The sequence below is a fragment of the Brevundimonas sp. P2_A6 genome, from assembly GCF_056404975.1.
Map to the genome: position 1 here is coordinate 77,229 of NZ_JBFUCZ010000002.1, position 23,325 is coordinate 100,553.

Here is a 23,325-nt window from a genome sequence, read left to right on the forward strand (position 1 = left end):
CCAGGGGCCGTTGTCGTATGGAGCCGCGTCACCCGCCCAAACGAGGTGCGTATGTTCGAGGCTCTGAACGAGCGGCTGACAGGGGTTTTCGACCGGATCACCGGGCGAGGCGCGCTGTCCGAAAAGGACGTCTCCGAGGCGATGCGCGAAGTGCGCGTGGCCCTGCTGGAGGCCGACGTCGCCCTGCCGGTCGTCAAGGACTTCATCGCCTTCGCCACCGAAAAGGCCACGGGCGAAGAGGTCATCCGTTCGGTCCGGCCCGCCGATCAGGTCATCAAGATCGTCTATGACGGTCTGGTCGAGATGCTGGGCGGCGAGGAGCCGACGCCGCTCAACCTGAACGCCACCCCGCCCGCCGTGCTGCTGATGGCCGGCCTGCAAGGGTCGGGCAAGACCACCACTTCCGCCAAGCTGGCGCTGCGACTGACCAAGTTCGATCGCAAGAAGGTCATTATGGCCTCGCTCGATACGCGTCGTCCGGCCGCGATGGAGCAGCTGGCCCAGCTGGGCAAGCAGATCGACGTGGCGGTCCTGCCGATCGTCGCGGCCGAGAGCGCGGTCCAGATCACGCGGCGCGCGCTGACGTCTGCCAAGCTGCAGGGCTTCGACGTCCTGATCCTCGATACCGCCGGGCGGATCACCCTGGACGAAGGGCTGATGAACGAGGTGGCCGAGGTCGCTTCGATCGCCAATCCGGTCGAGACCCTGCTGGTCGCCGACAGCCTGACCGGCCAGGACGCGGTGCGCACGGCCAAGGCCTTCCACGAGCGCCTGCCCCTGACTGGCCTGATCCTGACCCGCGCCGACGGCGACGGGCGCGGCGGGGCCATGCTGTCGATGCGGGCGGTCACCGGCCTGCCGATCAAATACATGGGGTCGGGCGAGAAGGTCGACGCGCTGGAGGTGTTCGACGCCCGCCGCGTCGCCGGGCGCATCCTGGGTCAGGGCGACATCGTCGCCCTGGTCGAGAAGGCCGCGACCGAGCTGGACCAGTCCAAGGCCGAGGCCATGGCCAAGAAGCTGGCCAAGGGACAGTTCGACCTAAACGACCTGGCGGCCCAGCTGCAGCAGATGAAGAAGATGGGCGGTCTTCAGGGCATCATGGGCATGCTGCCCGGCGTGGCCAAGATGAAGGCCCAGATGGCCGAGCAGAAGATCGACGACCGAATGATCCTGCGCCAGGAAGCGATCATCAGCTCCATGACCAAGGCCGAGCGCAAGAAGCCCGACCTGCTGAACGCGTCCCGCAAGAAGCGCGTCGCGGCCGGCGCGGGCGTCGAGGTCCAGGACATCAACCGCCTTTTGAAACAGCACCGCCAGATGGCCGACATGGTCAAGTCGCTGTCCAAGGGCGGACGCGGCAATCTGCAGAAGATGGCGGCCATGATGGGCGGCATGCCCGGAATGCCCGGCGGCGGTGGCGGCATGGGCGGTCCGGGCGGGATCGGCGGCCCCGACATCTCGCGTCTCAAATCCCTCGGCGGGGGGCGGATGCCCGAACCGACCGAGGACGAAATCAAGGCCCTTCAGGACCGGCTATCGGGACTGGGCGGCGGATCACTGCCGGGGGGCCTTCCGGGCCTGCCCGGCCTTCCCAAGAAACCCAACTGATCTCCCTGAAAGAAGACTGACATGCTGAAGATTCGTCTGGCCCGTGGCGGCACCAAGAAGCGCCCCTACTACTACATCGTCGTGGCTGACTCGCACTCGCCGCGCGACGGCAAGTTCCTGGAGCGCGTCGGCACCTACAACCCGATGCTGCCCAAGGACGGCGAAAAGCCCCGCGTGACCCTGAAGCAGGAACGCATCTCGGAATGGCTCGGCAAGGGTGCCCAGCCGACCGACCGCGTCGCCCGCTTCCTGAGCCAGGACGAAGCCCTGGCCGGCAAGGTGAAGTGGACGCAGGGCAACAACCCCAACAAGGGCCAGCCGGGCAAGAAGGCCCAGGAACGCTCGGCCGAACGCGCCCAGCGCGAAGCCGACCGCGCCGAGGCCGAAGCCGCCGCCAAGATCGAAGCCGCCGAAGCCGCCGAGCGCGCCAAGGAAGAGGCCGCCGCCGCCGCCGAAGCCGCCAAGAACGCGCCGCCTGCTGAAGAAGCGCCTGCCGAGGAAGCCGCTGCTGAAGAGGCCCCCGCCGCCGACAGCGAAGGCTCCGCCGAGGTCAGCGTCGAAGAGGCTCCGGCCGAAGGCGCCGCCGAGGAAGACAAGACCGAGGCCTGATCCGCTTCGCCTGAATGGGCTATGGGAAGGGCGGCATCCGAGGGTGCCGCCCTTCTGCTATTGGAGACCCCATGACCCAGCCCAAACTCATCCTCGTCGGACATGTCGCGGGCGGCTTCGGCGTGAAGGGCGAGGTCAAGATCACGGCCTATACGGCCGATCCGCTGGCGTTGACGGCCTATGGCCCGCTGCTGCGCGCCGACGGATCGCACGCCCTGACCGTGTTGTCGGCCCGCCCGACCAAGGACGGCATCGTCGGTCGGGTGAAGGAGGTCGCCACCAAGGAGGAGGCCGACGCCCTGCGGAACCTCAAGCTCCATGTCCCGCGCGACCGGTTCCCGGAAGCCGACGAGGACGAATTCTATCTCGCCGACCTGATCGGGTTGGAGGCGCGCGATCCCGAGGGGGTCGTGCTGGGCACCGTCAAGGCGGTCCAGAACTTCGGCGCCGACGACATGCTGGAGATCGCGCCGGCGACCGGCGGCCCCACCTGGTTCCTGCCCTTCACCAAGACCGCGACTCCGGAACTGCACCTGTCGGACGGCTGGCTGCTGGCCATCCGCCCGGAGGAGGTCGGCGAGCGCGAGCCGGACTGAGCGTCAGTCAGTCAGTCGTATCGTCGATCGGAGCGTCGGGTCCGTTCTTCTTGATCGACTCGATCGCGTTCTTGGCCGAGGCCTTGGACGCATAGCCCTCGGTCGAGAACATGACTTCCGAGTTGTACTTGAAGCGGACCCGGAACTCTCCGGCCTTGTCCTTGTAGATTTCGAACGTGTGGGCCACAGCGCGCCTCCTGATTGTTTCCGGGAGGGATATGGCCAAGCTGTGTCGGCGGGCGTCAACCGCGAACTGTCGATCGCCGGACACTTGCGCGTGAGGCCGCGCCTCCCGACATGCAGGCCATCAGCAACCGACACGGTGTCCCATGGCCGATCTGTCCGCCTTTCCGATCACCCGCCAGTTTCCGGCCCAGCACCCCGACCGCCTTCAGCTGTATTCCCTGCCGACGCCCAACGGCGTGAAGGCCTCGATCATGCTTGAGGAAATCGGCATCCCCTATGAGGTCCATCTGGTGGACATCATGAAGAACGAGACCTGGACGCCCGACTATCTGTCGCTGAACCCCAACGGCAAGATCCCGGCGATCCTGGACCCCGACGGTCCGGGCGGACAGCCACTGGCCCTGTGGGAATCCGGGGCCATCCTGGTCTATCTGGCCGACAAGACGGGCAAGCTGATCCCGACCGATCCGGCGGCGCGATACGAGACCCTGGCCTGGGTGTTCTGGCAGATGGCGGCGGTCGGGCCGATGTTCGGCCAGCTGGGCTTCTTCCACAAGTTCGCGGGCAGGGACTACGAGGACAAGCGGCCGCGCGACCGTTACGTCGCCGAGTCGAAACGCCTTCTGGGCGTGCTTGAGGATCGGCTGAAGCATCGCGCCTTCATCATGGGCGACGATTTCACGATCGCCGACGTCAGCCTGATCGGCTGGGTGCGGAACCTGATCACCTTCTACGAAGCGGGCGACCTGGTGGATTATGGATCGCTGAGCGCCGTGCCCGCCTGGGTCGAGCGCTGCCTGGCGCGGCCGGCGGTGGCGCGGGGGCTGACCATCCCTGCGCGGCCCTGACGCGGGATCGTCCCAGCGGGTTGGGGGTTTGGTCGGGGCAACACACAGGAAGCCCCGATGAAACTGATCCTCAAAGAGCTGTCGAAGAAGATGCGGAGCATCGACTTCACCATGCTGACGACCCGCACCGAGGGCGGCGTGCTGGCGTCGCGGCCGATGAGCAACAACGGCGAGGTCGACTACGACGGCGACAGCTGGTTCTTCACCTCGGATGACACCCGCATGGTTGCCGACATCGCCGCCGACCCGGTCGTCGGCCTGACCCTGTCGGGCGACAAGGGCCTGCTGGGCAAGCCCGGCATCTTCATCGCCATCGAGGCCCGCGCCGAGCTGATCCGCGACAAGGCCCAGTTCGCCGCCCACTGGACCAAGGGGCTGGACCGCTGGTTCCCGCAGGGCGTGGACACGCCCGGCCTGATCCTGATCAAGTGCCACGCCTCGCGCATCTCCTACTGGGACGGCGAGGACGAGGGCGACCTGACGCTCTAGGCCTCCTCGTCTCCCGCCAGGCCCATCATGTGGAAGCCCGCGTCGACGTGGATGACCTCGCCGGTGGTCGAGAACCCAAGGTCCGAACACAGCCACAGGGCCGCCCCGGCGACGCCCTCCATCGAGGTGTCCTCCTTCATCGCCGACATGGCGCGGCCCTGGGCGATCATGCCCCGGCCACCGGAGATGCCGGCCAGCGACAGGGTACGCATGGCCCCGGCCGAGATGGCGTTGACCCGGATGCCGCGCGGGCCCAGGTCGCGGGCGATGTAGCGGGTCGCCGCCTCCAGCGCCGCCTTGGCCACGCCCATGGTGTTGTAGTTGGGGATGGCGCGCTCCGATCCCAGATAGGTCATGGTGATCATCGACCCGCCGTTCGGCATGATCTTGGACGCACGCCGGGCCACATCGACGAAACTGAAGCACGAGATGTTCATGGCCAGCAAGAAGCTGTCGCGGCTGGTGTTGTCGATGAATGACCCCTTCAGCTCGTCCTTGTTGGCGAAGGCGACGGAGTGGACCACGAAGTCGATGGTGCCGAACTGGGCTTCCAGTTGTTCGAACGCGGCGTCCATCGAGGCGTCGTCGGTGACGTCGGCCTGGATCAGCAGCTTGGCGCCGACGCTCTCGGCCAGCGGACGGACCCGGCGCTCCAGCCCCTCGCCCATATAGGTGAAGGCCAGCTCGGCCCCCTGGGCCGCCAGCTGCGAGGCGATGCCCCAGGCGATCGAGTTGGCGTTCGCCACCCCCATGATCAGGCCCTTCTTGCCCTTCATGAGTTCGCCGGTCGGCATGTTCCAGCTGCTCTCGCTCGCCATGTCTCGTCTCCCTAGGATTCGAGCCTTTCTGGACGGAGCCGCACCGGGAGACAAGGTTGGGCGTGACGGCCCGTCGCTGGACAGGGTGGCGGCGGCGTGGGACGAAACCGAACGCTTTCTGCAGGACCGCCGTCATGACCCGTCTTCGCCCGCTGCCGCTCGCCCTTGTCTTCGCCATCGGCGCGGGCGGTCTGGCGCTGGCCCAGACGATGCCGGTCGCGCCCCTGCTGGACGCCGCCGCGATCAAGCGGGACGATCAGGCTCTGTCGAGCGACGCCTTCTTTGGACGCGGGCCGGGCGAAGCGGGTGAGACCGCGACGCTGGACTATCTGGTCGGACAGTTCCGCGCGGCGGGTCTACAGCCGGGCGGAAACAACGGGACCTGGCTGCAGGACGTGAACCTGACCCGCTACGACCGCAATGGAGCGGAGGTATCGATCCGGGTGAACGGTCAGGCCCTGCCGCTGACCCTCGCCGACGACATCAGCGTGACGTCGATGCATGTGGGCCAGAACGCCATCGCCGATGCGCCGCTGGTCTTCGTCGGTTTCGGCGTGGACGAGCCGGGCCTGGGCTATGACCAGTTCGCCGGCGTCGACCTGACCGGCAAGGTCGCGGTCTTCCTGATGAACGACCCGGACTATGCGTCCGACACGGGGCCGTTCAACGGACGCAACCGCAGCCCTCAGGGTGGGCTGGGGGCCAAGAAGCGCGCCGCTTTTGCCCGTGGCGCGGTGGCGGTGCTGCAGATCCATCAGTTCGAGACCGCCAGCTGGCCCTTCCAGCAGATCCGCAACTCCGACCCCGATCCGAAGTTCGTGCGCGGCCCGGCCCCGGAGCGTGGCACCGATCTGTCGGGGACGATCCGGTTCGAGGTGGCGACCGATCTGTTCGCCCGCGCCGGTCTGGATCTGCCCGCCCTGGCGCTGGCGGCACGGACGCCCGCCTTCCGTGCGGTCGAGGTGCCGGGGGCGACGATGAGCGCCAGCTTCACCATCGCCACCTCGCCCATGCTGACCCACAACGTCGTGGCCATGCAGCCGGGGACGACCCGGGCGGACGAGACGGTCATCTATGGCGCCCACTGGGACGCCTACGGCATCGGCCCGGCCTATGCGGACGGAGATACGATCCGGAACGGGGCCATCGACAACGGCATCGGCACGGCGACCCTGCTGGAGGTGGCCCGGAAATACGCGGCGGCCCCGGCCCCGGAGCGCACCGTGCTGTTCATCGCCTATACGTCCGAGGAGGACGGCCTGCTGGGCGCCTATGAGTATGCTTTGCGGCCTCTGCGGCCGCTGGAGACGACGGCTGCGGTGCTGAACCTCGATCCGCACCTGGCCCTGCCCATGACCCGCTCGCTGGAGCTGATCGGCGCGGGCCGGACGGATCTTGAGGCCGATCTGGCGCGGGTCGCGGCGACGCAAGGCCTGAGCATCGAGGCCGAACACGATCCGGCGGCGGGCTGGTACGGGCGGTCGGACCATTTCGCCTATGCCGAACAGGGCGTGCCGGTGATCTATTTCCGCGCCGGAGCCGATCTGGTCGAGGGCGGGACCGAGGCCGGCCTGGCGCGAATCGCGACCTATAACAGCCACGACTACCACCAGCGGTCCGACGAGTTCGACCCGTCCTGGGACATGGTCGCCGCCGCCCAGGAGGGCACCGTCGCCTATCTGCTGGGCCGCGAGATCGCCGACAGCGGGCGCTGGCCGACGTGGAACGACGGCGTGGCCTACAAGACGCTGAGAGACACCAGCGCAGACCGACGCCGCTGATTGCTGGAGCGCGATCTTAGCCGAAAACCGCTCACACTTCTCGGGATCGCGCTCTAGACCTTCGAGAAGATCACCGTCCCGTTGGTGCCCCCGAAGCCGAAGCTGTTGGACATGACGGTGGTCAGTTCGACGTCCCGGCGCTCGCGCAGGATCGGCATCCCCTCGAACGCGGGGTCGAGGGTTTCGATGTGGGCGCTTTCGGCGGCGAAGCCGCCGTTGAGCATCAACAGCGAGTAGATCGCCTCCTGCGCGCCGGCCGCGCCCAGAGAGTGGCCGGTCAGGGACTTGGTCGAGGAAATCAGCGGCATGTCGTTGCCGAACACGTTTCTGACCGCGCCCATTTCCTTGGCATCGCCGACCGGGGTCGAGGTGCCGTGCGGGTTCAGATAGTCGATCCGGCGATTGCCGGCCTGGTCCATGGCGATCTTCATGCAGCGTTCGGCGCCCTCGCCCGAGGGGGCGACCATGTCATGGCCGTCGGAGTTGGCCCCGTAGCCGACGATCTCGCCATAGATCTTCGCGCCGCGCGCCACGGCCCGCTCGTAGGCCTCGACCACCACGATGCCCGCGCCACCGGCGATGACGAAGCCGTCGCGGGCGATGTCATACGCGCGGCTGGCCACCGACGGCGTGGCGTTGAAGTCCGAAGACATGGCCCCCATCGCGTCGAACATGTTGGACATGGACCAGTCGATATCCTCGCAGCCGCCGGCGAAGACCACGTCCTGTTTGCCAAGCTGGATCTGTTCGGCGGCCGCACCGATGCAGTGGGCCGAGGTCGCGCAGGCGGAACTGATCGAATAGTTGACGCCGCGCATCTGGAACCAGGTCGACAGCACGGCCGAAGGGCCACTGGCCATGGCCTTGGGCACCGCGAAGGGGCCGATCCGCTTGGGCGCGCCCTTTTCGATCGTTGTCTGGGCCGCCTGGAGGATGACCTGGGTCGAGGGGCCGCCCTCGCCCACGATGACGCCGATACGGTCGTCGCGGATGTCCTCGGCCGTCATGCCGGAATCCTTCAGCGCCTCCTCGAAGGCGATGTGGCCCCAGGCGGTGCCGTTGGCCAGGAAGCGCGCCGCGCGGCGGTCCACCAGCGGGGCCCAGTCCTCGGCCGTGACGCCCAACGAGGGCGGCGCCCAGACCTGGGAGCGGAAGCCATGCTTGATGTGATCCGGAGCCGCGACCACGCCCGACTTCGCGGACCGCAGCGAGGCGGTGACCTCATCGACGCCTGTGCCGATGGAGGAGACAATACCCAGACCCGTGACGACGACACGCCGCATGCAGTTTCCTTCTCTTCAGTCGTTTTGTCCGCGTTGACCGCGGTATTTGTGTGGTTTCAGGCTTCGACGGGCTTTTCACCCGCCTGGAACAGACCGACCCGCATGTCGGTCGCCGTATAGATAGGCACGCCGTCGGCTTCCATCACCCCATCGGCGATTCCCATGACCAGTCGACGGTTGATGACCCGCTTCAGGGTGATCTTGTAGGTCACCTTCTTGATGTCCGGCGTGACCTGGCCGGTGAACTTGACCTCGCCCACGCCCAGGGCGCGACCCCGACCCGGACCGCCGATCCAGCCCAGATAGAAGCCGACCAGCTGCCACATGGCGTCCAGGCCCAGGCAGCCGGGCATGACCGGGTCGTTGATGAAGTGGCAGGCGAAGAACCAGAGGTCCGGATGGATATCCAGCTCGGCCTCCACATAGCCCTTGCCGTGCGCGCCGCCGTCGCCGTTGATCTGGGTGATCCGGTCGAACATCAGCATGGGCGGCGCCGGCAGCTGGGCATTGCCCGGTCCGAACAGCTCCCCCCGGCCAGAGGCCAGAAGGGCCGCGTGATCGAAGGACGAGGGGTATTGCGAGGTGGTCAAGGCTGTGAAGCTCCAGCATTCCAGTCGGGCTAACGCGCGTTCGCGCTGCTTGAGCCCGCGTGTTGCGCCGGGGTTACACGAGGGGAGCGGGTGGCTCAACCACGCACAATGAACCCACACGTCCTCGTTCGTCCGCTGCGAACGGGATGGGAAGGGCGGGCGGGGCGGACAGGAAGGAAGGGTTTCTTCACAGCGAGCACGAAGGAAGCGAAGACACGAAGGACACGACGGGACCGCGTGTGCGGTTGCGGTCGGAGAACGCCTTCGGGATGGATTGCGGCGAAGCCGCCTTTACGCTGCGCGGCGTCACAACGGGGGCGGTTGTTTGAGGGCCGCGCAGTCCCGTCTTGCCCGCCGTGCCTGCCGTGCCTTCGCTGTGCTCGCTGTGATGAAATCCCTTGCTCGGCCGGCGCGATCGTCAGGTCGATGTCTCAATCGCCTTGCCCGCCCCAGCCGGTCTCCGCTGTGCTCCGACCATATGGGAGCCGATCGTATACGATCGGCCCCATGCCCCGGTCGGGGAGGGAGAAGATCGGTGTCTAATCCTCGCCCACCCCGCGGCGTGCATCGCACTGGGCCGTCGGCTGGGTGCCGAAGACCGACCCTTGGGGCAGCCAGCCCTTCAGCTTGTGCGCCCGCACGCGGCACCAGCCGTCCTTGCATTCGTCCAGGGATACGACCGACCGGGGGCTGAACCGGGCGCGGACGGGGGACTGGGCATTGCGGCCGGCATGGACGGCGACCTCGACATCCGTCCCGTTGAAGGCTCCGCGTCGGCCGGAGGCGACGCTGCGGTGTATCCAGGCCACGCCATGTTCGGGATCGCAGATCATGCGCCACTCGCGGGTCTCGGCGATGACCTGGACCGGCAGGCCGGCAGCGCGGTATTCCCACAGAATGCGATAATCCAGCCCCGGCCCCTGGCGGGCGCGGACGTGGGACGACTTCAGCGAGACCCAGCGCGGGACCTCGAGCCCCGTCGGCGTGGGGCGTCCGTCCGGCATCGTCGCGCCCGCCCCGGCCACCACGGCGCAGGCCAGGACGGCCGCCAGGGCGGCAATCCGGCGCGAGAGGCTTTGGACGCGGCCAGAAGACTTGCTAGACACCGGTATAGACCCGTCGCAGGCGGGCAGACCGGCGCGGTCGCCCATTGAAAAACCCAAGGCTCCTATGTCCAACGCCCGCCTTAAGGTCGTCTTAACCAGAAGATTGCCGGACGCGGTCGAGACGCGGATGCGCGAGCTGTTCGACGCCGAGCTGAACCTGAAGGATATTCCGTTCGACCGCGCGGCGCTCGAAGCCGCCGTCCAGCGCGCCGACGTCCTGGTTCCGACCATCACAGACGAGATCGACGCCGACCTGATCGCGGGCGCGGGCGACCAGTTGAAGATGATCGCCAACTTCGGCGCGGGCGTGGACCATATCGACATCGATGCGGCGGTCGCGCGCCAGATCATCGTCACCAATACGCCCGGCGTCCTGACGGAGGACACGGCCGACCTGGCCATGAGCCTGATCCTGGCCGTCAGCCGCCGGATCGTCGAGGGCGCCCAGGTCGTGGCGGACGGCAAGTTCGAAGGCTGGACCCCGACATGGATGTGCGGGCGCAAGCTGTGGGGCAAGCGGCTGGGGATCGTCGGCATGGGCCGGATCGGACAGGCGCTCGCGCGTCGCGCGAAGGCGTTCGGCCTGCAGGTCCACTATCATAACAGGAAGCCCGTCAGCCCCCGGATCGAGGAGGAGCTGGGCGCGACCTACTGGGACGACCTGGACCAGATGCTGTCGCGCATGGACCTGATCAGCCTGAACTGTCCGGCGACGAAGGAGACCCACCATCTGCTGAGCGGCGAACGCTTGGCCCGGCTGCAGCCGCACGCGATCCTGGTCAACACGGCGCGGGGCGAACTGATCGACGAGGCGGCCCTGGCCGAGGCCGTGGCGCGGCGCGGGATCGCGGGGGTCGGGCTGGACGTCTATGAGAACGAGCCGGCGATCCATCCGGGGCTGCTGGGGCACCCGAACGTGGTGCTGCTGCCGCATCTGGGGTCGGCGACGCTGGAGGCGCGCCAGGACATGGGCGACCGGGTGATCCTGAACGTCATGACCTTCCAGAACGGGCACCGGCCGCCGGACCGCGTCATTCCGGCGATGCTGTAGCCCAGAGACCAACACCCGCGCTCAAGCAGCGAGCGACCGCGTCGCGAGCGGTAGCGAGACCAGGACGAGGCGCTCAAGCAGCGAGCGACCGCGTCGCGAGCAGTAGCGAGACCAGGACGAGGCGCTCAAGCAGCGAGCGACCGCGTCGCGAGCAGTAGCGCCCAAAAGAAAAGGGCGGCCCTTGCGGACCGCCCTTTCGTCGATGATCGTGTCAGAAGCGCTTAGGCGCGACGCTTGACCAGTCCCAACAGGAACAGCAGCAGGCAGGCGCCGAGGAAGGCGACCAGCAGGGTCATGATGTTGAAGCCGCCGACCGGAATACCCAGCAGGTTGCCGGCGATCCAGCCGCCCAGCAGGGCGCCGACGACGCCGACGATCAGGTTGGTGACGAGGCCGTGATTACGACCCATGACTTTTTCGGCGAGCCAGCCGGCGACGATGCCGATGATGATCCAGCCAATGATTCCGAGACCCATAGTTCCATTCCTTCCAAAGCAGAGGTGGCCTGATAATGCGCTGCGGCAACGCTGGTTGCGTGGCGTGAAAGATTGTTGGTCTCCCGCTTCGGCACGGTCGCTCGCCCGTCACGCGAAGGCGGCATGGTGATTGCGGCATCCCGGGCGAGCCGTGCCGCTTTGGCACAGCCCGCTAGATCAAGGGGACTGGGCAAATGGCCACCGATATCGACCTTCACCTGGGGCGCCGCCTGCGCCGCCGTCGCCGCCTGCTGGGGCTGACGCAGCAGCAGCTCGCCATCCAGGTCGGCATCCGCTTTCAGCAGATCCAGAAATACGAATGCGGTGCCAACCGCATCTCGGCCGCCCGCCTGTGGCAGCTGTCGGAAGCGCTGGAGACGCCGATCAGCTATTTCTACGACGGCCTGACCGAGGCCATGGAACGTAGGGAGACCGCCGGGGCCAACGGCGGGGAGATGTTTTCCAGGAAGGAAACCCTCGACCTGATCCAGGCCTACTACCAGCTGGGGGAACGGCCACGTCGCCGCCTGCTGGACCTGGCCAAGTCGCTGAACACCGAGGGGGACGCGATCGCGTCCTAGGTCGTAGGGATTAGGGATTAGGGAAGTGAGGCGGGGACGACACGGGGGGCAACCCTTGACTAATCCCTAGTCCCTAATCCCTAACCCCTCCCATGACCGAATTCGAATCCTTCGCCGTCGAACTGGCCGCCGAGGCCGCCCGCGTGACCCTGCCCTTCTTTCGCGGCGACTATGCCGAGGAGAACAAGGCCGCCCCGGGGGCCTTCGATCCGGTCACCCAAGCGGACAAGGAGGCGGAAGCCGCGATCCGTCAGCTGATCGCGGCCCGGTATCCCGGCCACGGGGTCATCGGCGAGGAGTATGGCGAAGACCGACCTGACGCAGAACACGTCTGGATCCTGGACCCCATCGACGGCACGCGGGCCTTCATCGCGGGCCTGCCGATGTGGACGACCCTGATTGCACTCCGGGTCGGTGGACGATCGACCGTCGGTGCCATCTCCCAGCCGTACATCGGCGAACTTTTTTTGGGCGGCCCGTCCGGAGCCGTGCTGATGAGCCGGGGTCGGACGAAGACCATCCGGGTGCGGGCGTGTGAGAAGCTGACCGATGCGGTCATCGCCACCACCGCCCCCGAAATCTTCACCGCGCCCGAGCTGGGGGCCTGGACGCAGGTGATGGCGGCGGCGCGGCTGGCCCGCTACGGCTGCGACGCCTATGCCTATGCCATGCTGGCCATGGGTCGGATCGACATGGTGGCCGAGACCGGCCTGAAGGTCTGGGACTGGTCGGCCCTGATCCCCGTGATCGAGGCTGCGGGCGGCGAGGTCACCAGCTGGTCGGGCGGGCCGGTCAACGGCGACGGCCGGATCATCGCGGTCGGCGACCCCCGCGTGCGCGAACAGGCCCTGGTCGCGTTTCGCCGCGGCGCGCGGTAGCCCCTAAACCGCTTCGACCGCCGCGGTCGGTGGCGCCAGATCGTTCACCGGCGAGACATAGTCGGCCATGGCGTCGAACTCGTGCAGGAAGACGGCCCGGAGGTCGTCCGTCTCCATGATGATCTCGTGCTTGGCGCCCGAAACCTCGACATAGCGGCCGCGCCCCAGCCGCTTGGCGGCCCAGCGGTTGGTCTGTTTCCACACACGATCGTCCTCGCCCGACTGGACGATGGTGCAGGGAATGGTGACGGATTTCAGCGCCTTGGGCTTCAGCGAACGCTCGCCCGCGTCGATGCCGAACGCCAGCCAGCCCCACGTCGGGCCGCCGACCGCCAGGTGCGGGCAGGCATACAGCTGCTGACGCCACATTTCGTAGCGGCCCTCGTCGGTGGTCAGGGCGTCCTTCTCGAACGTGTGGTCGAAGGGATCGTCCGGATCGTCCAGCACGAAGTCCCCCGCCTTGCCGTGACGCACGTTCCAGCGCACCGCCAGCTTGACCGACCACATCGACCGCTTGCCGGTCTTGATGCGCAGCATGGGGCTGGACAGGATGGCCCCGGCGAAGCGGCTTTCCCCGGCCTCGAGGCTGAGCAGGTTCAGCGTGCCGCCCATGGAATGGCCGACGGCGATCCAGGGCTTGGGCGCGCGCGCCTCGAAGGCGTCCAGAAGCCGGGAATAGTCGTCGAGGAACTCCTCGACCGCGCGGGCGTGGCCCTTCAGGCGGTCGGGCAGCAGGCGGGCGGACAGGCCCTGACCGCGCCAGTCGTGGGCCAGGACGCACCAGCCACGGGCCAGGAAGTTGCCGATGACCTCGAAATATTTCTCGATCGGCTCGGTACGGCCCGGGCTCAGGATCACCGTGCCGCGCGGTCGGGCGGCGACGAGGGCCGACGGCGTCCAGAAGGCGGCGCGCAGCCGCAGGCCCCCCGCCCCCCGGAACCAGTCGCCGGTCCCTCCCGGCGGGGCGGCGGCACCGGGAACCCCCATCAGGGGCGCATTGGCGGCGAAGGCGGCGGCGCGGTTCACTCTGGCTTCCTGAACTTCAAGGTCATGCGATCGCTCTCGCCGATCTCACGGTATTTGGTGCTGTCGAAAGTGGGGTCGGGCGGACTGCCGGGGGCCGAGGTCGCCAGGCGCGGCGGCAGGGTCTCGACCCCGAAGGGATGGTCCTTGGTGTCGTCCTCGTTGGCGTTGATCTCGGACGAGGCCACGAAGACGAAGCCGGCCTCGGCCGCCAGCTGTTTGACGAAGGCTTCCTGAACATAGCCGTTGGCGGCGGCCGGGTCCTGATCCTGATCGGGCGCGAGACGATGCTGTTCGATGCCCAGGACCCCGCCCGGTCGCAGGGCGGCATGAGCGTCAGCGAAGGCCTTTTCCGCGATGCCCGCGGCCATCCAGGCGTGGATGTTGCGCATGAACAGGACCATGTCGGCCTCGCCCGCCGGGCAGACCGGGCCGGTCGTCGCGCCGAACTGGCTGAACTTGACCTCGCCATACAGCCGTTCGTCGGCGCTGAAGCGGCGTTCGAAGTTGGCGTTGAGGGCGATCTGGGCCGGATCGGCCCCAGGCCCCGTCGCGAACCCGGCGGCATAGTAGGTGCCCTTGCCCTTGTGCAGATACGGGGCCAGAATTTCGGTATACCACCCCCCGCCGGGCCAGAACTCGACCACCGTCATGTCGGGTTGAAGGCCGAAGAAGCGAAGCGTCTCCAGGGGATGGCGCCAAGCGTCGCGCGACCGGTCCGACGCGCGCCAGGAGCCCGCGATGGCCCATTCCAGGGATCCTTCCGGCGGGCCGGTGGGCGCTTCGGGATCGGCCTTCGTCTCGGTCTTCCTGCCGCAGGCGGCCAGACCCAGAACGGAGACGACACCCATGCCGGACAGCATCGCGCGGCGCGACACGGCCAATGATCGAGGCGTCCTCCGATCCTGCATCAACAATCCGCGCCCTGCCGCCCCGACGACCAAACGTGCCGGACGCCGCTGGATTAGAGGGCTTCGTCAGGCACGTCAAAGCCTTGGGCGTGACGGAAAGAGTCCGGGTCCGTCAGCCGGGTTTACGGAACCGCAGCGTCATGCGGTCGCTCTCGCCAATGGCGTCCAGCGCCGCGCGTTCGGCCTCGGTCAGGGGAGTCGGGCGATCGGTGGCGACACCCTCGCGGGGGGCGCTGACGCGGGTCGGCGGCAGGCTCCAGACGCCATACGGATGGTCGTGGTTGTCCTTGGGATTGGCGTTGAGCTCGCTGCGGCCCTCCAGCACGAACCCGGCCGCCTGGGCCGCCTGGATGACGTAGCTTTCGGAGACATAGCCGGTCGGGGCCGTGACGGCCGCGTTCAGCCCTTCGTCCGCCCGGTGCTGTTCGACGGCCAGGATGCCGCCGGGCTTCAGCGCCTTGAAGAAGGCCGCCAGATAGGGGCCGGTGCGCGACGGCGTGGCGCGCTGCCAGTTGTGGAAGGCGCGGGCGACGACGATCAGATCAGCCGATCCATCGGCCACGCCCATGCTCTCCAGCGGACGATTGACGGCCGTATAGGTGCCCCCGGTCGCGGCCGCGTAGGGCTGGAGGATCGCGCTCCACCAGCCGCCCCGGCCCGGCTCGATCTCGACGATGCTCATTCCCGGCGTCAGACCCCAGAAGGTCAGGGTCTCATAGGGATGGCGATAGACGTCGCGCGCCACGTCGGCGGCGGGACGGGTGTCGGCGCCGATCGCGGCCTGAAGCTGTTCGTCCTCCTGCAGCACGGGCGGCTGCATGGCCTCACGCCGCGCGACCCGCTGGGCCGGGGTCTCACTCAGGGTTGGCAAGGCCGTGTCCTGAGCCGCAGCGGAACCGGCCATCAGGGCGAGGGCGGCGAGGGACAGCGTCAGGCGGCGCATGGGTGTCTCCGGAGATGATTGAAGTGGCGAGCACCTTAGGCGGCGGCCGGGCGCGGGCAAGTGACGTTTCCGCCAGTCCGGCCCCCTTGACGCCGCAGGGCGCGATCCCAACTTCTTCCTCCGAGAGCGCCGGTCACCGGGCTTTCGCAGGCCATCCGGCGCCCGACAGGGGCCGGACGGACTGATCCCCACCGCCGTCCCGGGCGCAAAACGCAGGGAGGGCTCAATCTTGCTGATGATCAGGAGATCGACATGCGTACCATCGACTTCACCCCCCTCTATCGTTCCGCCGTGGGCTTCGACCGCCTGGCCACCCTGCTGGAAAGCGCAGCGCGCACCAGTCAGGAGACGGGCTGGCCACCCTACAACATCGAGACGACGGGCGAGAACGCCTATCGCATCGAGATCGCGGTCGCCGGCTTCAAGCCCGACGAACTGAACATCGAGGTCAAGGAAAACCTGCTGACCGTCACCGGTCGCAAGACCGCCAACGACGATGCCGGCGCCGAGCGCACCTATCTGCACCGCGGCCTGGCCGAGCGCGACTTCGAGCGCCGCTTCCAGCTGGCCGACTATGTGGTGGTGACCGAGGCGGGTCTGGACAACGGCCTGTTGTCCATCAACCTGAAGCGTGAACTGCCCGAAGCCCTGAAACCCCGGCGCATCGAGATCGCGACCGGCGGATCGGCGGCGCTGATCGAAGGCAAGGCGGCGTAAGCCGTCCCGCCTTCGCGACTGAACGGGGGCGGTCCTTTCCGGGGCCGCCCTTTTTCGCGTCAGGCGGCGTGCTGGGTCTCGGCCACGCCCGAGGCCCGATCCAGGCAGGCCTGGGTGAAATCCGCGCCCTCGGTCAGGCACTGCGTCAGGTCCGCGCCGGACAGATCGGCCCGCACAAGCACCGCCTTCGACAGATCGGCGCGGCGGAGCACGGCATACCGCATCCGCGCGCCCGTCAGATTGGCGGGGACCGAGCGGGACGGGCCCAGCGGCAAGGGGCCGAGGTCGGCGCCGGACAGATCGGCCTTCGTCATCAGCGCGCCGCCGAACCGCGCGCCCCGCAAGTCTGCCTGGCCCAGCTGCGCTCCGCGCAGGTCGGCACCGTCGAAGCCGGCGCCCTGAAGCGCGACGCCGCGCAGGTCCAGACCCGCCAGACAGGCGCCCTTGGCGCTGAGCGCCGACAAGGACAGCCCCTTAAGTCGATCGCCCAGCGGACGCAGATCCTCGCCGTCCATCGTGGCGGGACCGCCCAGAGCCCCCCCGCTCTCGACCCAGGCGTTGGCGTCGAGCGCCATCTGATACAGCACGTCCGCCCGGGCGACGGCGGCGGCGTCGGGCGCGCGGATACAGCCCGTGGTATCGGTGCGGTCCAGGCGTGCGCGGCCCATCTCGACCCCGGTCAGAATGGCGCCGCACAGGCGGGCACCGGCCAGATTGGCCCCGCCGACGTCGGCGCCTTCGAGCAGGGCACCGGACAGGTCGGCGTCCTTGAGGTTCGCACCGTTCAGGATCGCGCCGCGCATCGAACAATCGGTGAAGTCGGCCTTGCAGGCGCTGACGCCGTCGAAACGCGAGCCATCCAGGGTGGCGCCCGAGAAGGTCGCTCCGTCGGCGATGCCCTGGCGCGTCTCGTGCCGGGCGGAGGCCAGACCCCGCGTCTCGTGCGGGACCGCGATGACCCCCTCGCGGAAGTCGGCCTGGGTCAGGTCGGCCTCGGACAGATTGGCGCCCTGCAGGCATGTGCCGCGGATGTCGGCGCGGCGCAGACAGGCGCGCGTCAGGTCCGCGCCGCGCAGGTCGCAGCCGAACAACACCGCCCGTTCCAGCCGCGCGCCCGCCAGATTGCAGTTTTCCAGCACCGAGCCGGAGAAGTCGGCGTCGTCCAGGACGCGATGGGCCATGCTGACGCCCGTCAGGTCGACGAATTTCAGCGACAGCTTGCGCCCGCCGGGCTTGCCCGCGACGAAGCGTTCGTGGGCGGCGGCGAATAGGTCGAAGTCGCCCTGCCCCAGACGTCTGCGCACCATGCTCATGCCGTCTCACCCTGAAGTTCGTATCCCCTGACGCCGGCCATGACGGCGTCGGTCAGCACGGCGTGCCGCGTCTGGGCACCATGAAGGCTGGCCCGGGTCAGATCCGCGCGAACCATCACGGCCCGGCGCAGGTCCGCGCCCGTCAGATCGGCCGACCGCAGGATCGCCCCCGTCAGGTCGGCGGGCAGCAGGCGCTCCGGTCCGATCATCAGGGGCCCGAGCTGCGCCTCGCGCAGGTCCGCCCCGTTCAGCCGCGCGCCGGTCAGACGGGCTCCGCGCAGGTCGGCGCGTTTCAGATTGGTGGAGCGCAGATCGGCCCCCTCCAGATGCGCGCCCTGAAGCTGCACCCCCTCCATGTTCAGGCCATAGAAGACCGCCCCGCGCGCTGACAGCGCCGTCAGGTTCAGGCCGGTGATCGACCCCAGACCGCGCAGATCGACGTGGTCGAAGACGGAGGGCTGACCCTCCGAACCGCCACTCTCGCACCAGATCGCGTGTTCGTGCAGCATCTCGGCGGCGGGCAGTTGGGCGACCGGTTCGCCGGCCGACCGGTTGTCGGTCAGAGCACCGTCGAGATTGGCGCCGTCGGTCCGCCACATCGAGGACGTGACACCCACGAGCACGGCGTCGCGCATGTCCGCGCCCGTGAGATCCGCGCCGGACATGTCGGCCCCGGCCAGATCGGCACCCCGGAAACAGGCCTGTTTCAGATTGGCCCGGACCAGCTTGCAGTCCTTCATGATGGCGTCGGAAAAGTCGGCCGACTGGGCGGCGATGCCGGACAGGCGCGAGCGCTGCAGGTTGGCACCGACCAGACTGGCGCCCTGGGCCTGGGTCGTGTTGCGGCTCTGGGCCTCAACGATGCGGAAGCCCGCCGTCTTGTCGGCCGAGGCGATGGCCCCCTCTCGCAGGTCGGCCTCGAACAGGTCGGCCCCGGAGAGGTCGGCCCCGCGCAGGCAGGCGCCACGCAGGTCGGCGCGGCGCAGCGAGGCGTCGACCAGAATGGCGTCCTGCATGTCCGCGCCGAAAAAGGACCCGTTATCCAGACGCGCGCCGGTCAGGTCGGCCCCGATCAGGCAGGCGGCGGCGAAGTCCGCATCGGCCAGGTTCCGGCCCTTCAGATTGAGGCCCGACAGGTCCATCCAGGCGAAGACGGCGCGCGCGCCGCCGGGCCGCGCCTGCCACAGCCGGTCGTGCCGGGCGCAGATGGCGTCGAGCTCCTGCTGGCTGATGCGGCGTCTGACGACGCCTTCGGAAACCCCTGACATGGTCCCATCATGGGACAGTCCGCTTAAGACGGGGTTTCGGAAACCGGGGTTTCCGACAGCATCGCCGCCCCTCCGCCGAAGGCGAAGGGGCGGCTGCCGTTTCGACCTACCAGAGGTGAACGCGCTCGGCGGGCGTCAGGTAGTAGTGGGTGCCCGGCTGGACGTCGAAAGCCGTGTACCAGGCATCCACATTGCGCAGCGGCCCGATGACGCGGAACTCGGCCGGGCTGTGCGGGTCGGTGGCGACCTGCTGCTTCAGGGCGTCGTCGCGCGACTTGGACTGCCACACCTGCGCCCAGCCCAGGAAGAAGCGCTGGTCGCCGGTGAAGCCGTCGATGACGGGAGCCTGGGCCCCGTTCAGCGACAGGTGATAGGCCTCCAGCCCCACGGCCGTGCCGGCCGCGTCGCCGATGTTCTCGCCCATCGTGAGGCCACCCTGGACGTGATAGCCCGGCAGGGGTTCGAACTGGTCGTACTGCTGACCCAGACGGGTCGTCAGGGCGTCGAAGTTCGCCCGGTCCTCAGCGGTCCACCAGCTGCGCAGGACCCCGTTGCCATCGGACTTGGAGCCCTGGTCGTCGAAGCCGTGGCCGATTTCGTGGCCGATCACGCCGCCGATGCCGCCATAGTTCACCGCCGGATCCGCGTCCGGATCGAAGAAGGGCGGCTGCAGGATCGCGGCCGGGAAGACGATCTCGTTGTTGGTCGAGTTGTAATAGGCGTTCACCGTCTGGGGCGTCATGCCCCACTCGGTCTTGTCGACGGGCTGGTTCAGGCGGGCCAGCTGGTAGTTCCACTGGAACAGGCCGGCGCGCTCGCCATTGCCGAAGAGATCGTCGGGGCGGATCTCAAGGGCCGAATAGTCACGCCAGTGGTCAGGATAGCCGATCTTGACGGTGAACTTGTTCAGCTTGTCGTGGGCGGCGGCCTTGGTGGCGTCGCCCATCCAGGTCAGGTTGTCGATGCGGTTGCCCAGGGCCAGGCGCAGGTTGGCGACCAGCTGTTCCATCTTGGCCTTGGACTCGGCCGGGAAGTAGTCGGCGACGTACTGGCGGCCGACGGCTTCGCCCAGCGCGCCTTCGGCGAAGCTGATGCCGCGCTTGTCGCGGGTGCGCTGTTCCGGCTGACCCGACAGATCGCGCGAGCGGAACTCCCACTGGGCGTCGGAGAAGCGGCGCGACAGGCGGGGCGCGGCCTCGTCGACGGTGTGGAAGGCTTCCCACGCCTGCAGGGTCTCGACCGGCGTCTCGGCATAGATGGCCGCGATCTTGGGCATGGCCGTGTCCTGGCGGACGATGATGCGCGGCACGTCGCCCAGCTGCGCGGCGTTGTAGTAGCCGACCCAGTCGAAGCCGGGGGCTTCATCGACCAGGCGCTGGATGGTGTATTCGTTATAGGTCCGATCGCGGTTGCGGTTCTCGATCGGGGTCCAGTGGGCCTCGGCGATCTGGGTTTCCATGGCGACGATGGCGGCGGCGGTGTCGGTCGGGTTGTCCCAGCCGATCATCTCCAGCATCCGGGCGACGTAGGCCTGATACTTCTCTTTTTTGTCCGCATAGAGCGGCGACAGATAGTAGTCGCGGTTCGGCAGGCCGATGCCCGCCTGGCCCGTCGAGACGACGTAGCGATCGGGGGCCTTCTGGTCGGTCGTGATGCCGGTGCCGAAGATCGAGGCGCCCAGGCGGCCGTTCGTGCCCCCCATGTAGGCGGCCAGCTTCTCACGCGTGTCGGCGGCGCGGATCGCGGCCAGATAGGGCTGCAGCGGCTGGGCATCCAGCTGCTCGACCCGGTCGGTGTCCATGTAGGAGCGATAGGCATCGGCGATCTTCTGCTCGTCCGAACCGGCGACCAGATCGGTGCGGGCGGCCAGACCTTCGATCATCACCTTCAGCCGGTTGTCGGACAGCTCGCGCAGCAGGGCGAAGGAGCCGTAGCTGGTGCGGTCCGACGGGATGACCAACCGGTCCAGCGCCGCGCCGTTGGCATAGCGCATGAAGTTCTCGCCGGGCGCCATCGAGGTGTCCATCCCCGCCGGGTCGAAGCCCCAGGTCCCGTATTTCGGCGCGTCGATGCCCTGGTAGCCCGTCGCGCCCTCGACCGCGGGCACGTCCTGGAACAGTGACATGACGGTGCAGCTTTCGTCGACGCAGGTGTGCTCCTGTGCCAGCACGGTGGACGCGGGGAGCAGCAGCGCGCCGACAGCGGCGGCGATCAGAAGTCTGTTCATGGGATTTCCTGGGTTTTCCGTCAGCGGATACGCGCCGTGGACGGCGACTGGGACGAACCCTACGCCCGACCCGCGACCTGTCGTCTTAAAAAAAGTTAATGAAAGCCGTCCCCGCCCACGCCCCGCTTGGTCTAGGCTGGATTTCTCAAGAAGGAGGACGGATGACGGGCGCGCACGGCGGCGGCGAATACAAGGACCTTGTCGTCTTCCTGGCGGCGGCGGGCATCGTCGTGCCTCTGTTCAGTCGCTGGAAGATCAGCCCCGTTCTGGGGTTCCTGGCCGCCGGCGTGCTGCTGGGACCCGACGGGCTGGGTCGGCTCGCGCCCGTCGTCCCCTGGCTGGCATGGCTGACCATCGACGATGCGGACCAGTTGTCGCAGCTGTCCGAACTGGGCGTGGCCTTCCTGCTGTTCATGATCGGACTGGAGCTGTCGTGGGAACGGCTGAAGTCGATGCGCCGTCTGGTGTTCGGCTTTGGCATGATGCAGGTCGGCGTCTGCGCCGTCGTGCTGGGCGGGGCGTTCATGCTGATGGGCCAGTCGCTGGCCTCGGCGGCCGTTCTGGGCATGGGGCTGGCGCTGTCGTCCACGGCTGTCGTCCTGCCGGTCATGGCCGAGCGGGGACGCATGAGGGGCGTGGTCGGACGCGCCACGTTTGCCGCCCTGCTGGCCCAGGACCTGGCCGTCGCCCCCATTCTGATCACCGTGACCGTGTTGGCGGCGCTGGCGACCGGAGGCGGTGAGCTGACGCCGTCGGTCCTGGGGCCGGCGCTGCTGACCCTGGCCCCCGCCGCCATCGGCCTGGCCCTGATCGTGGTGATCGGACGGCTGGGCCTGCGCCCCCTGTTCCGGTCGGTGGCGAAAAGCCGGAAGAAGGCGGCGGGCGGCAGTCAGGAGCTGTTCGTGGCCCTGTGCCTGCTGGTCGTGATCGGCGCGGGCGTGGCCGCCCAGGCGGCGGGTCTGTCCATGAGCCTGGGCGCGCTCATCGCGGGCATCCTGCTGGCCGAGACCGAATATCGCCGCGAGATCGAGATCAATATCGAACCGTTCAAGGGTCTGTTGCTGGGGGTGTTCTTCGTCGGCGTCGGCATCGGGCTGGACCTGGATGCGGTGGCCGCCGATCCGGTGGGGGTGTTCGGCCTGGCCCTGGCGCTGACCGCCCTCAAGGCGGCGCTGATCTTCGGCCTCGCGCGGATGTGGGGCCTGTCCAGCCGGGCCGCGGTCGAGACGGCGCTGGTTCTGGGCCCCGCCGGAGAGTTCGCATTCGTCATCCTGACCACCGGCATGGTGGAGGGCATCGCGGCGCGCGGCTTCACCCAGGGCGTGCTGGTCTCGGCCACCATCTCCATGTTCACCGTGCCGCTGATGGCCATGCTGGGCCAGAGGCTGGCCCGGGTCCGCGCGGACGCGCCGCCGGCGACCCTGCCCGTCACCGAGACGCGCACCGGCGACGTTCTGATCGTCGGCTTCGGGCGCGTCGGGCGGCTGGTGGCCGAGATGCTGGCCCAGCACGGCCAGACCTTCATCGCGCTGGACACCGATCCTACGGCCGTCGCGGCGGGACGAAAGGACGGCTACGACGTCTCCTACGGTGACGCGGGCCGGGCCGAGATGCTGTCCCTGTGCGGCATCGACACCGTCCGCGCCCTGGTCGTGACCATGGATGCGCCAGGCAAGGTCGACGAGGTGGTCGCGGCCGCACGGGCCCTGCGCCGGGACCTGATCGTCATCGCCCGCGCCCGCGACGACCGCCACGCGGTCCGGCTGTATGCTCTGGGCGTCACCGATGCCGTGCCCGAAACGACCGAGGCCAGCCTGCAGCTGGCCGAGAACCTGCTGGTCGACCTGGGTGTGCCGATGGGACTGGTCCTGGCCTCGATCCACGACCGGCGCGACGCCTTCCGCGCAGTCTTCCAGGCGGCTGCGCCGCAGGGCAGCCGCGACCGTCCCACGCGGGCGCTGCGTTCGACCGTCAGGACGGCACCGGGGCCTTAACCCAAAACACGACCCATTTTGGTCAT

At 68.3% G+C, this 23,325-nt stretch carries 23 protein-coding genes; 11 read left to right on the top strand and 12 right to left on the bottom strand.

Features of this window, described 5'->3' with window-relative positions:
* Positions 1-51: 51 nt before the first annotated feature.
* The 3 genes from ffh to rimM all read left to right on the top strand — a co-directional run bounded on the left by ffh (position 52) and on the right by rimM (position 2,816).
* Positions 52-1,611, top strand: a complete 1,560-nt coding sequence (ffh, locus tag AC1DW4_RS05805; protein WP_477016304.1) for a signal recognition particle protein — start codon at positions 52-54, stop codon at positions 1,609-1,611.
* Positions 1,612-1,632: 21 nt separating this feature from the next.
* The gene (rpsP, locus tag AC1DW4_RS05810; RefSeq protein WP_477016305.1) at positions 1,633-2,220 is read left to right on the top strand and encodes a 30S ribosomal protein S16; all 588 of its coding nucleotides are present in this window, start codon (positions 1,633-1,635) and stop codon (positions 2,218-2,220) included.
* 71 nt (positions 2,221-2,291) lie between these two features.
* Positions 2,292-2,816 carry a ribosome maturation factor RimM gene (gene rimM, locus AC1DW4_RS05815; RefSeq protein ID WP_477016306.1) on the top strand — a complete coding sequence of 175 codons (525 nt, stop codon included), beginning with the start codon at positions 2,292-2,294 and terminating at the stop codon, positions 2,814-2,816.
* 7 nt (positions 2,817-2,823) lie between these two features.
* Here the strand turns inward: rimM and AC1DW4_RS05820 are convergent, their stop codons facing one another.
* Positions 2,824-3,003: a YegP family protein gene (locus tag AC1DW4_RS05820; protein WP_477016307.1), complete on the bottom strand. Its 180-nt coding sequence runs from the start codon at positions 3,001-3,003 to the stop codon at positions 2,824-2,826.
* Positions 3,004-3,145: 142 nt separating this feature from the next.
* Between AC1DW4_RS05820 and AC1DW4_RS05825 the strand changes: the two genes are divergently transcribed.
* Both AC1DW4_RS05825 and AC1DW4_RS05830 read left to right on the top strand, forming a co-directional pair.
* A complete protein-coding gene (locus AC1DW4_RS05825) occupies positions 3,146-3,850 on the top strand; it encodes a glutathione S-transferase N-terminal domain-containing protein (protein ID WP_477016308.1) in 705 nt (234 codons plus the stop codon).
* Between the two features lie 57 nt (positions 3,851-3,907).
* Positions 3,908-4,339: a pyridoxamine 5'-phosphate oxidase family protein gene (locus AC1DW4_RS05830; protein WP_477016309.1), complete on the top strand. Its 432-nt coding sequence runs from the start codon at positions 3,908-3,910 to the stop codon at positions 4,337-4,339.
* Here AC1DW4_RS05830 and AC1DW4_RS05835 read toward each other — a convergent pair.
* The gene (locus AC1DW4_RS05835; RefSeq protein ID WP_477016912.1) at positions 4,336-5,133 is read right to left on the bottom strand and encodes an enoyl-ACP reductase FabI; all 798 of its coding nucleotides are present in this window, start codon (positions 5,131-5,133) and stop codon (positions 4,336-4,338) included. The two genes, AC1DW4_RS05830 and AC1DW4_RS05835, sit on opposite strands and share 4 nt — an antisense overlap.
* 158 nt (positions 5,134-5,291) lie before the next feature.
* Between AC1DW4_RS05835 and AC1DW4_RS05840 the strand changes: the two genes are divergently transcribed.
* On the top strand, positions 5,292-6,938 hold the full coding sequence (locus AC1DW4_RS05840) for a M28 family peptidase (RefSeq protein ID WP_477016310.1): 1,647 nt from the start codon (positions 5,292-5,294) through the stop codon (positions 6,936-6,938).
* Between the two features lie 53 nt (positions 6,939-6,991).
* On the opposite strand, the gene fabB is transcribed toward AC1DW4_RS05840, so the two are convergent.
* The 3 genes from fabB to AC1DW4_RS05855 form a co-directional block, all read right to left on the bottom strand.
* Positions 6,992-8,221, bottom strand: coding sequence for a beta-ketoacyl-ACP synthase I (gene fabB, locus AC1DW4_RS05845; protein ID WP_477016311.1), 1,230 nt, complete (start codon positions 8,219-8,221; stop codon positions 6,992-6,994).
* Between the two features lie 56 nt (positions 8,222-8,277).
* Complete coding sequence (gene fabA / locus AC1DW4_RS05850) at positions 8,278-8,811, bottom strand: 3-hydroxyacyl-[acyl-carrier-protein] dehydratase FabA (protein WP_477016312.1); 534 nt, start codon at positions 8,809-8,811, stop codon at positions 8,278-8,280.
* 539 nt (positions 8,812-9,350) lie between these two features.
* The gene (locus AC1DW4_RS05855) at positions 9,351-9,962 is read right to left on the bottom strand and encodes an SH3 domain-containing protein (RefSeq protein ID WP_477016313.1); all 612 of its coding nucleotides are present in this window, start codon (positions 9,960-9,962) and stop codon (positions 9,351-9,353) included.
* A gap of 19 nt (positions 9,963-9,981) precedes the next feature.
* Here AC1DW4_RS05855 and AC1DW4_RS05860 point away from each other — a divergent pair, with 19 nt between their 5' ends.
* Positions 9,982-10,968 carry a 2-hydroxyacid dehydrogenase gene (locus tag AC1DW4_RS05860; RefSeq protein ID WP_477016314.1) on the top strand — a complete coding sequence of 329 codons (987 nt, stop codon included), beginning with the start codon at positions 9,982-9,984 and terminating at the stop codon, positions 10,966-10,968.
* 221 nt (positions 10,969-11,189) lie between these two features.
* On the opposite strand, the gene AC1DW4_RS05865 is transcribed toward AC1DW4_RS05860, so the two are convergent.
* Positions 11,190-11,444 (bottom strand): GlsB/YeaQ/YmgE family stress response membrane protein, encoded by a 255-nt coding sequence (locus AC1DW4_RS05865; protein ID WP_477016315.1) that lies wholly within the window; start codon positions 11,442-11,444, stop codon positions 11,190-11,192.
* Positions 11,445-11,638: 194 nt separating this feature from the next.
* On the opposite strand from AC1DW4_RS05865, the gene AC1DW4_RS05870 reads away from it, so the two are divergent.
* Together AC1DW4_RS05870 and hisN are read left to right on the top strand one after the other, a co-directional pair.
* On the top strand, positions 11,639-12,025 hold the full coding sequence (locus AC1DW4_RS05870) for a helix-turn-helix domain-containing protein (RefSeq protein ID WP_477016316.1): 387 nt from the start codon (positions 11,639-11,641) through the stop codon (positions 12,023-12,025).
* A 92-nt stretch (positions 12,026-12,117) separates the two neighbouring features.
* Positions 12,118-12,903 carry a histidinol-phosphatase gene (gene hisN / locus AC1DW4_RS05875; RefSeq protein WP_477016317.1) on the top strand — a complete coding sequence of 262 codons (786 nt, stop codon included), beginning with the start codon at positions 12,118-12,120 and terminating at the stop codon, positions 12,901-12,903.
* A 3-nt stretch (positions 12,904-12,906) separates the two neighbouring features.
* On the opposite strand, the gene AC1DW4_RS05880 is transcribed toward hisN, so the two are convergent.
* The 3 genes from AC1DW4_RS05880 to AC1DW4_RS05890 form a co-directional block, all read right to left on the bottom strand.
* Positions 12,907-13,929 carry an alpha/beta fold hydrolase gene (locus tag AC1DW4_RS05880; RefSeq protein ID WP_477016318.1) on the bottom strand — a complete coding sequence of 341 codons (1,023 nt, stop codon included), beginning with the start codon at positions 13,927-13,929 and terminating at the stop codon, positions 12,907-12,909.
* On the bottom strand, positions 13,926-14,837 hold the full coding sequence (locus AC1DW4_RS05885; protein WP_477016319.1) for a class I SAM-dependent methyltransferase: 912 nt from the start codon (positions 14,835-14,837) through the stop codon (positions 13,926-13,928). Before AC1DW4_RS05885 ends, AC1DW4_RS05880 begins: the two co-directional genes overlap by 4 nt.
* A gap of 112 nt (positions 14,838-14,949) precedes the next feature.
* The gene (locus tag AC1DW4_RS05890) at positions 14,950-15,780 is read right to left on the bottom strand and encodes a class I SAM-dependent methyltransferase (RefSeq protein WP_477016320.1); all 831 of its coding nucleotides are present in this window, start codon (positions 15,778-15,780) and stop codon (positions 14,950-14,952) included.
* Between the two features lie 252 nt (positions 15,781-16,032).
* Between AC1DW4_RS05890 and AC1DW4_RS05895 the strand changes: the two genes are divergently transcribed.
* On the top strand, positions 16,033-16,497 hold the full coding sequence (locus AC1DW4_RS05895; protein ID WP_477016321.1) for an Hsp20 family protein: 465 nt from the start codon (positions 16,033-16,035) through the stop codon (positions 16,495-16,497).
* A 59-nt stretch (positions 16,498-16,556) separates the two neighbouring features.
* On the opposite strand, the gene AC1DW4_RS05900 is transcribed toward AC1DW4_RS05895, so the two are convergent.
* The 3 genes from AC1DW4_RS05900 to AC1DW4_RS05910 all read right to left on the bottom strand — a co-directional run bounded on the left by AC1DW4_RS05900 (position 16,557) and on the right by AC1DW4_RS05910 (position 21,305).
* Entirely contained in the window at positions 16,557-17,810 is a 1,254-nt protein-coding gene (locus AC1DW4_RS05900; protein ID WP_477016322.1) for a pentapeptide repeat-containing protein, read from the bottom strand.
* Entirely contained in the window at positions 17,807-19,078 is a 1,272-nt protein-coding gene (locus tag AC1DW4_RS05905) for a pentapeptide repeat-containing protein (protein WP_477016323.1), read from the bottom strand. Before AC1DW4_RS05905 ends, AC1DW4_RS05900 begins: the two co-directional genes overlap by 4 nt.
* A gap of 106 nt (positions 19,079-19,184) precedes the next feature.
* Positions 19,185-21,305 (bottom strand): M13 family metallopeptidase, encoded by a 2,121-nt coding sequence (locus AC1DW4_RS05910; protein WP_477016324.1) that lies wholly within the window; start codon positions 21,303-21,305, stop codon positions 19,185-19,187.
* A 161-nt stretch (positions 21,306-21,466) separates the two neighbouring features.
* On the opposite strand from AC1DW4_RS05910, the gene AC1DW4_RS05915 reads away from it, so the two are divergent.
* On the top strand, positions 21,467-23,299 hold the full coding sequence (locus AC1DW4_RS05915; protein ID WP_477016325.1) for a cation:proton antiporter domain-containing protein: 1,833 nt from the start codon (positions 21,467-21,469) through the stop codon (positions 23,297-23,299).
* Positions 23,300-23,325 lie beyond the last annotated feature (26 nt).

Excerpts from the sequence above, each read along its gene's own strand:
- AC1DW4_RS05910 (WP_477016324.1), bottom strand. The coding sequence starts at position 21,305 with ATGAACAGACTTCTGATCGCCGCCGCTGTCGGCGCGCTGCTGCTCCCC.
- AC1DW4_RS05870 (WP_477016316.1), top strand. The coding sequence starts at position 11,639 with ATGGCCACCGATATCGACCTTCACCTGGGGCGCCGCCTGCGCCGCCGT.
- AC1DW4_RS05840 (WP_477016310.1), top strand. The coding sequence starts at position 5,292 with ATGACCCGTCTTCGCCCGCTGCCGCTCGCCCTTGTCTTCGCCATCGGC.
- rimM (WP_477016306.1), top strand. The coding sequence starts at position 2,292 with ATGACCCAGCCCAAACTCATCCTCGTCGGACATGTCGCGGGCGGCTTC.
- rpsP (WP_477016305.1), top strand. The coding sequence starts at position 1,633 with ATGCTGAAGATTCGTCTGGCCCGTGGCGGCACCAAGAAGCGCCCCTAC.
- AC1DW4_RS05865 (WP_477016315.1), bottom strand. The coding sequence starts at position 11,444 with ATGGGTCTCGGAATCATTGGCTGGATCATCATCGGCATCGTCGCCGGC.
- AC1DW4_RS05825 (WP_477016308.1), top strand. The coding sequence starts at position 3,146 with ATGGCCGATCTGTCCGCCTTTCCGATCACCCGCCAGTTTCCGGCCCAG.
- AC1DW4_RS05905 (WP_477016323.1), bottom strand. The coding sequence starts at position 19,078 with ATGTCAGGGGTTTCCGAAGGCGTCGTCAGACGCCGCATCAGCCAGCAG.
- AC1DW4_RS05915 (WP_477016325.1), top strand. The coding sequence starts at position 21,467 with ATGACGGGCGCGCACGGCGGCGGCGAATACAAGGACCTTGTCGTCTTC.
- AC1DW4_RS05860 (WP_477016314.1), top strand. The coding sequence starts at position 9,982 with ATGTCCAACGCCCGCCTTAAGGTCGTCTTAACCAGAAGATTGCCGGAC.
- AC1DW4_RS05885 (WP_477016319.1), bottom strand. The coding sequence starts at position 14,837 with ATGCAGGATCGGAGGACGCCTCGATCATTGGCCGTGTCGCGCCGCGCG.
- AC1DW4_RS05895 (WP_477016321.1), top strand. The coding sequence starts at position 16,033 with ATGCGTACCATCGACTTCACCCCCCTCTATCGTTCCGCCGTGGGCTTC.
- AC1DW4_RS05835 (WP_477016912.1), bottom strand. The coding sequence starts at position 5,133 with ATGCCGACCGGCGAACTCATGAAGGGCAAGAAGGGCCTGATCATGGGG.
- ffh (WP_477016304.1), top strand. The coding sequence starts at position 52 with ATGTTCGAGGCTCTGAACGAGCGGCTGACAGGGGTTTTCGACCGGATC.
- AC1DW4_RS05830 (WP_477016309.1), top strand. The coding sequence starts at position 3,908 with ATGAAACTGATCCTCAAAGAGCTGTCGAAGAAGATGCGGAGCATCGAC.
- AC1DW4_RS05900 (WP_477016322.1), bottom strand. The coding sequence starts at position 17,810 with ATGAGCATGGTGCGCAGACGTCTGGGGCAGGGCGACTTCGACCTATTC.
- hisN (WP_477016317.1), top strand. The coding sequence starts at position 12,118 with ATGACCGAATTCGAATCCTTCGCCGTCGAACTGGCCGCCGAGGCCGCC.
- AC1DW4_RS05855 (WP_477016313.1), bottom strand. The coding sequence starts at position 9,962 with ATGGGCGACCGCGCCGGTCTGCCCGCCTGCGACGGGTCTATACCGGTG.
- fabB (WP_477016311.1), bottom strand. The coding sequence starts at position 8,221 with ATGCGGCGTGTCGTCGTCACGGGTCTGGGTATTGTCTCCTCCATCGGC.
- AC1DW4_RS05890 (WP_477016320.1), bottom strand. The coding sequence starts at position 15,780 with ATGCGCCGCCTGACGCTGTCCCTCGCCGCCCTCGCCCTGATGGCCGGT.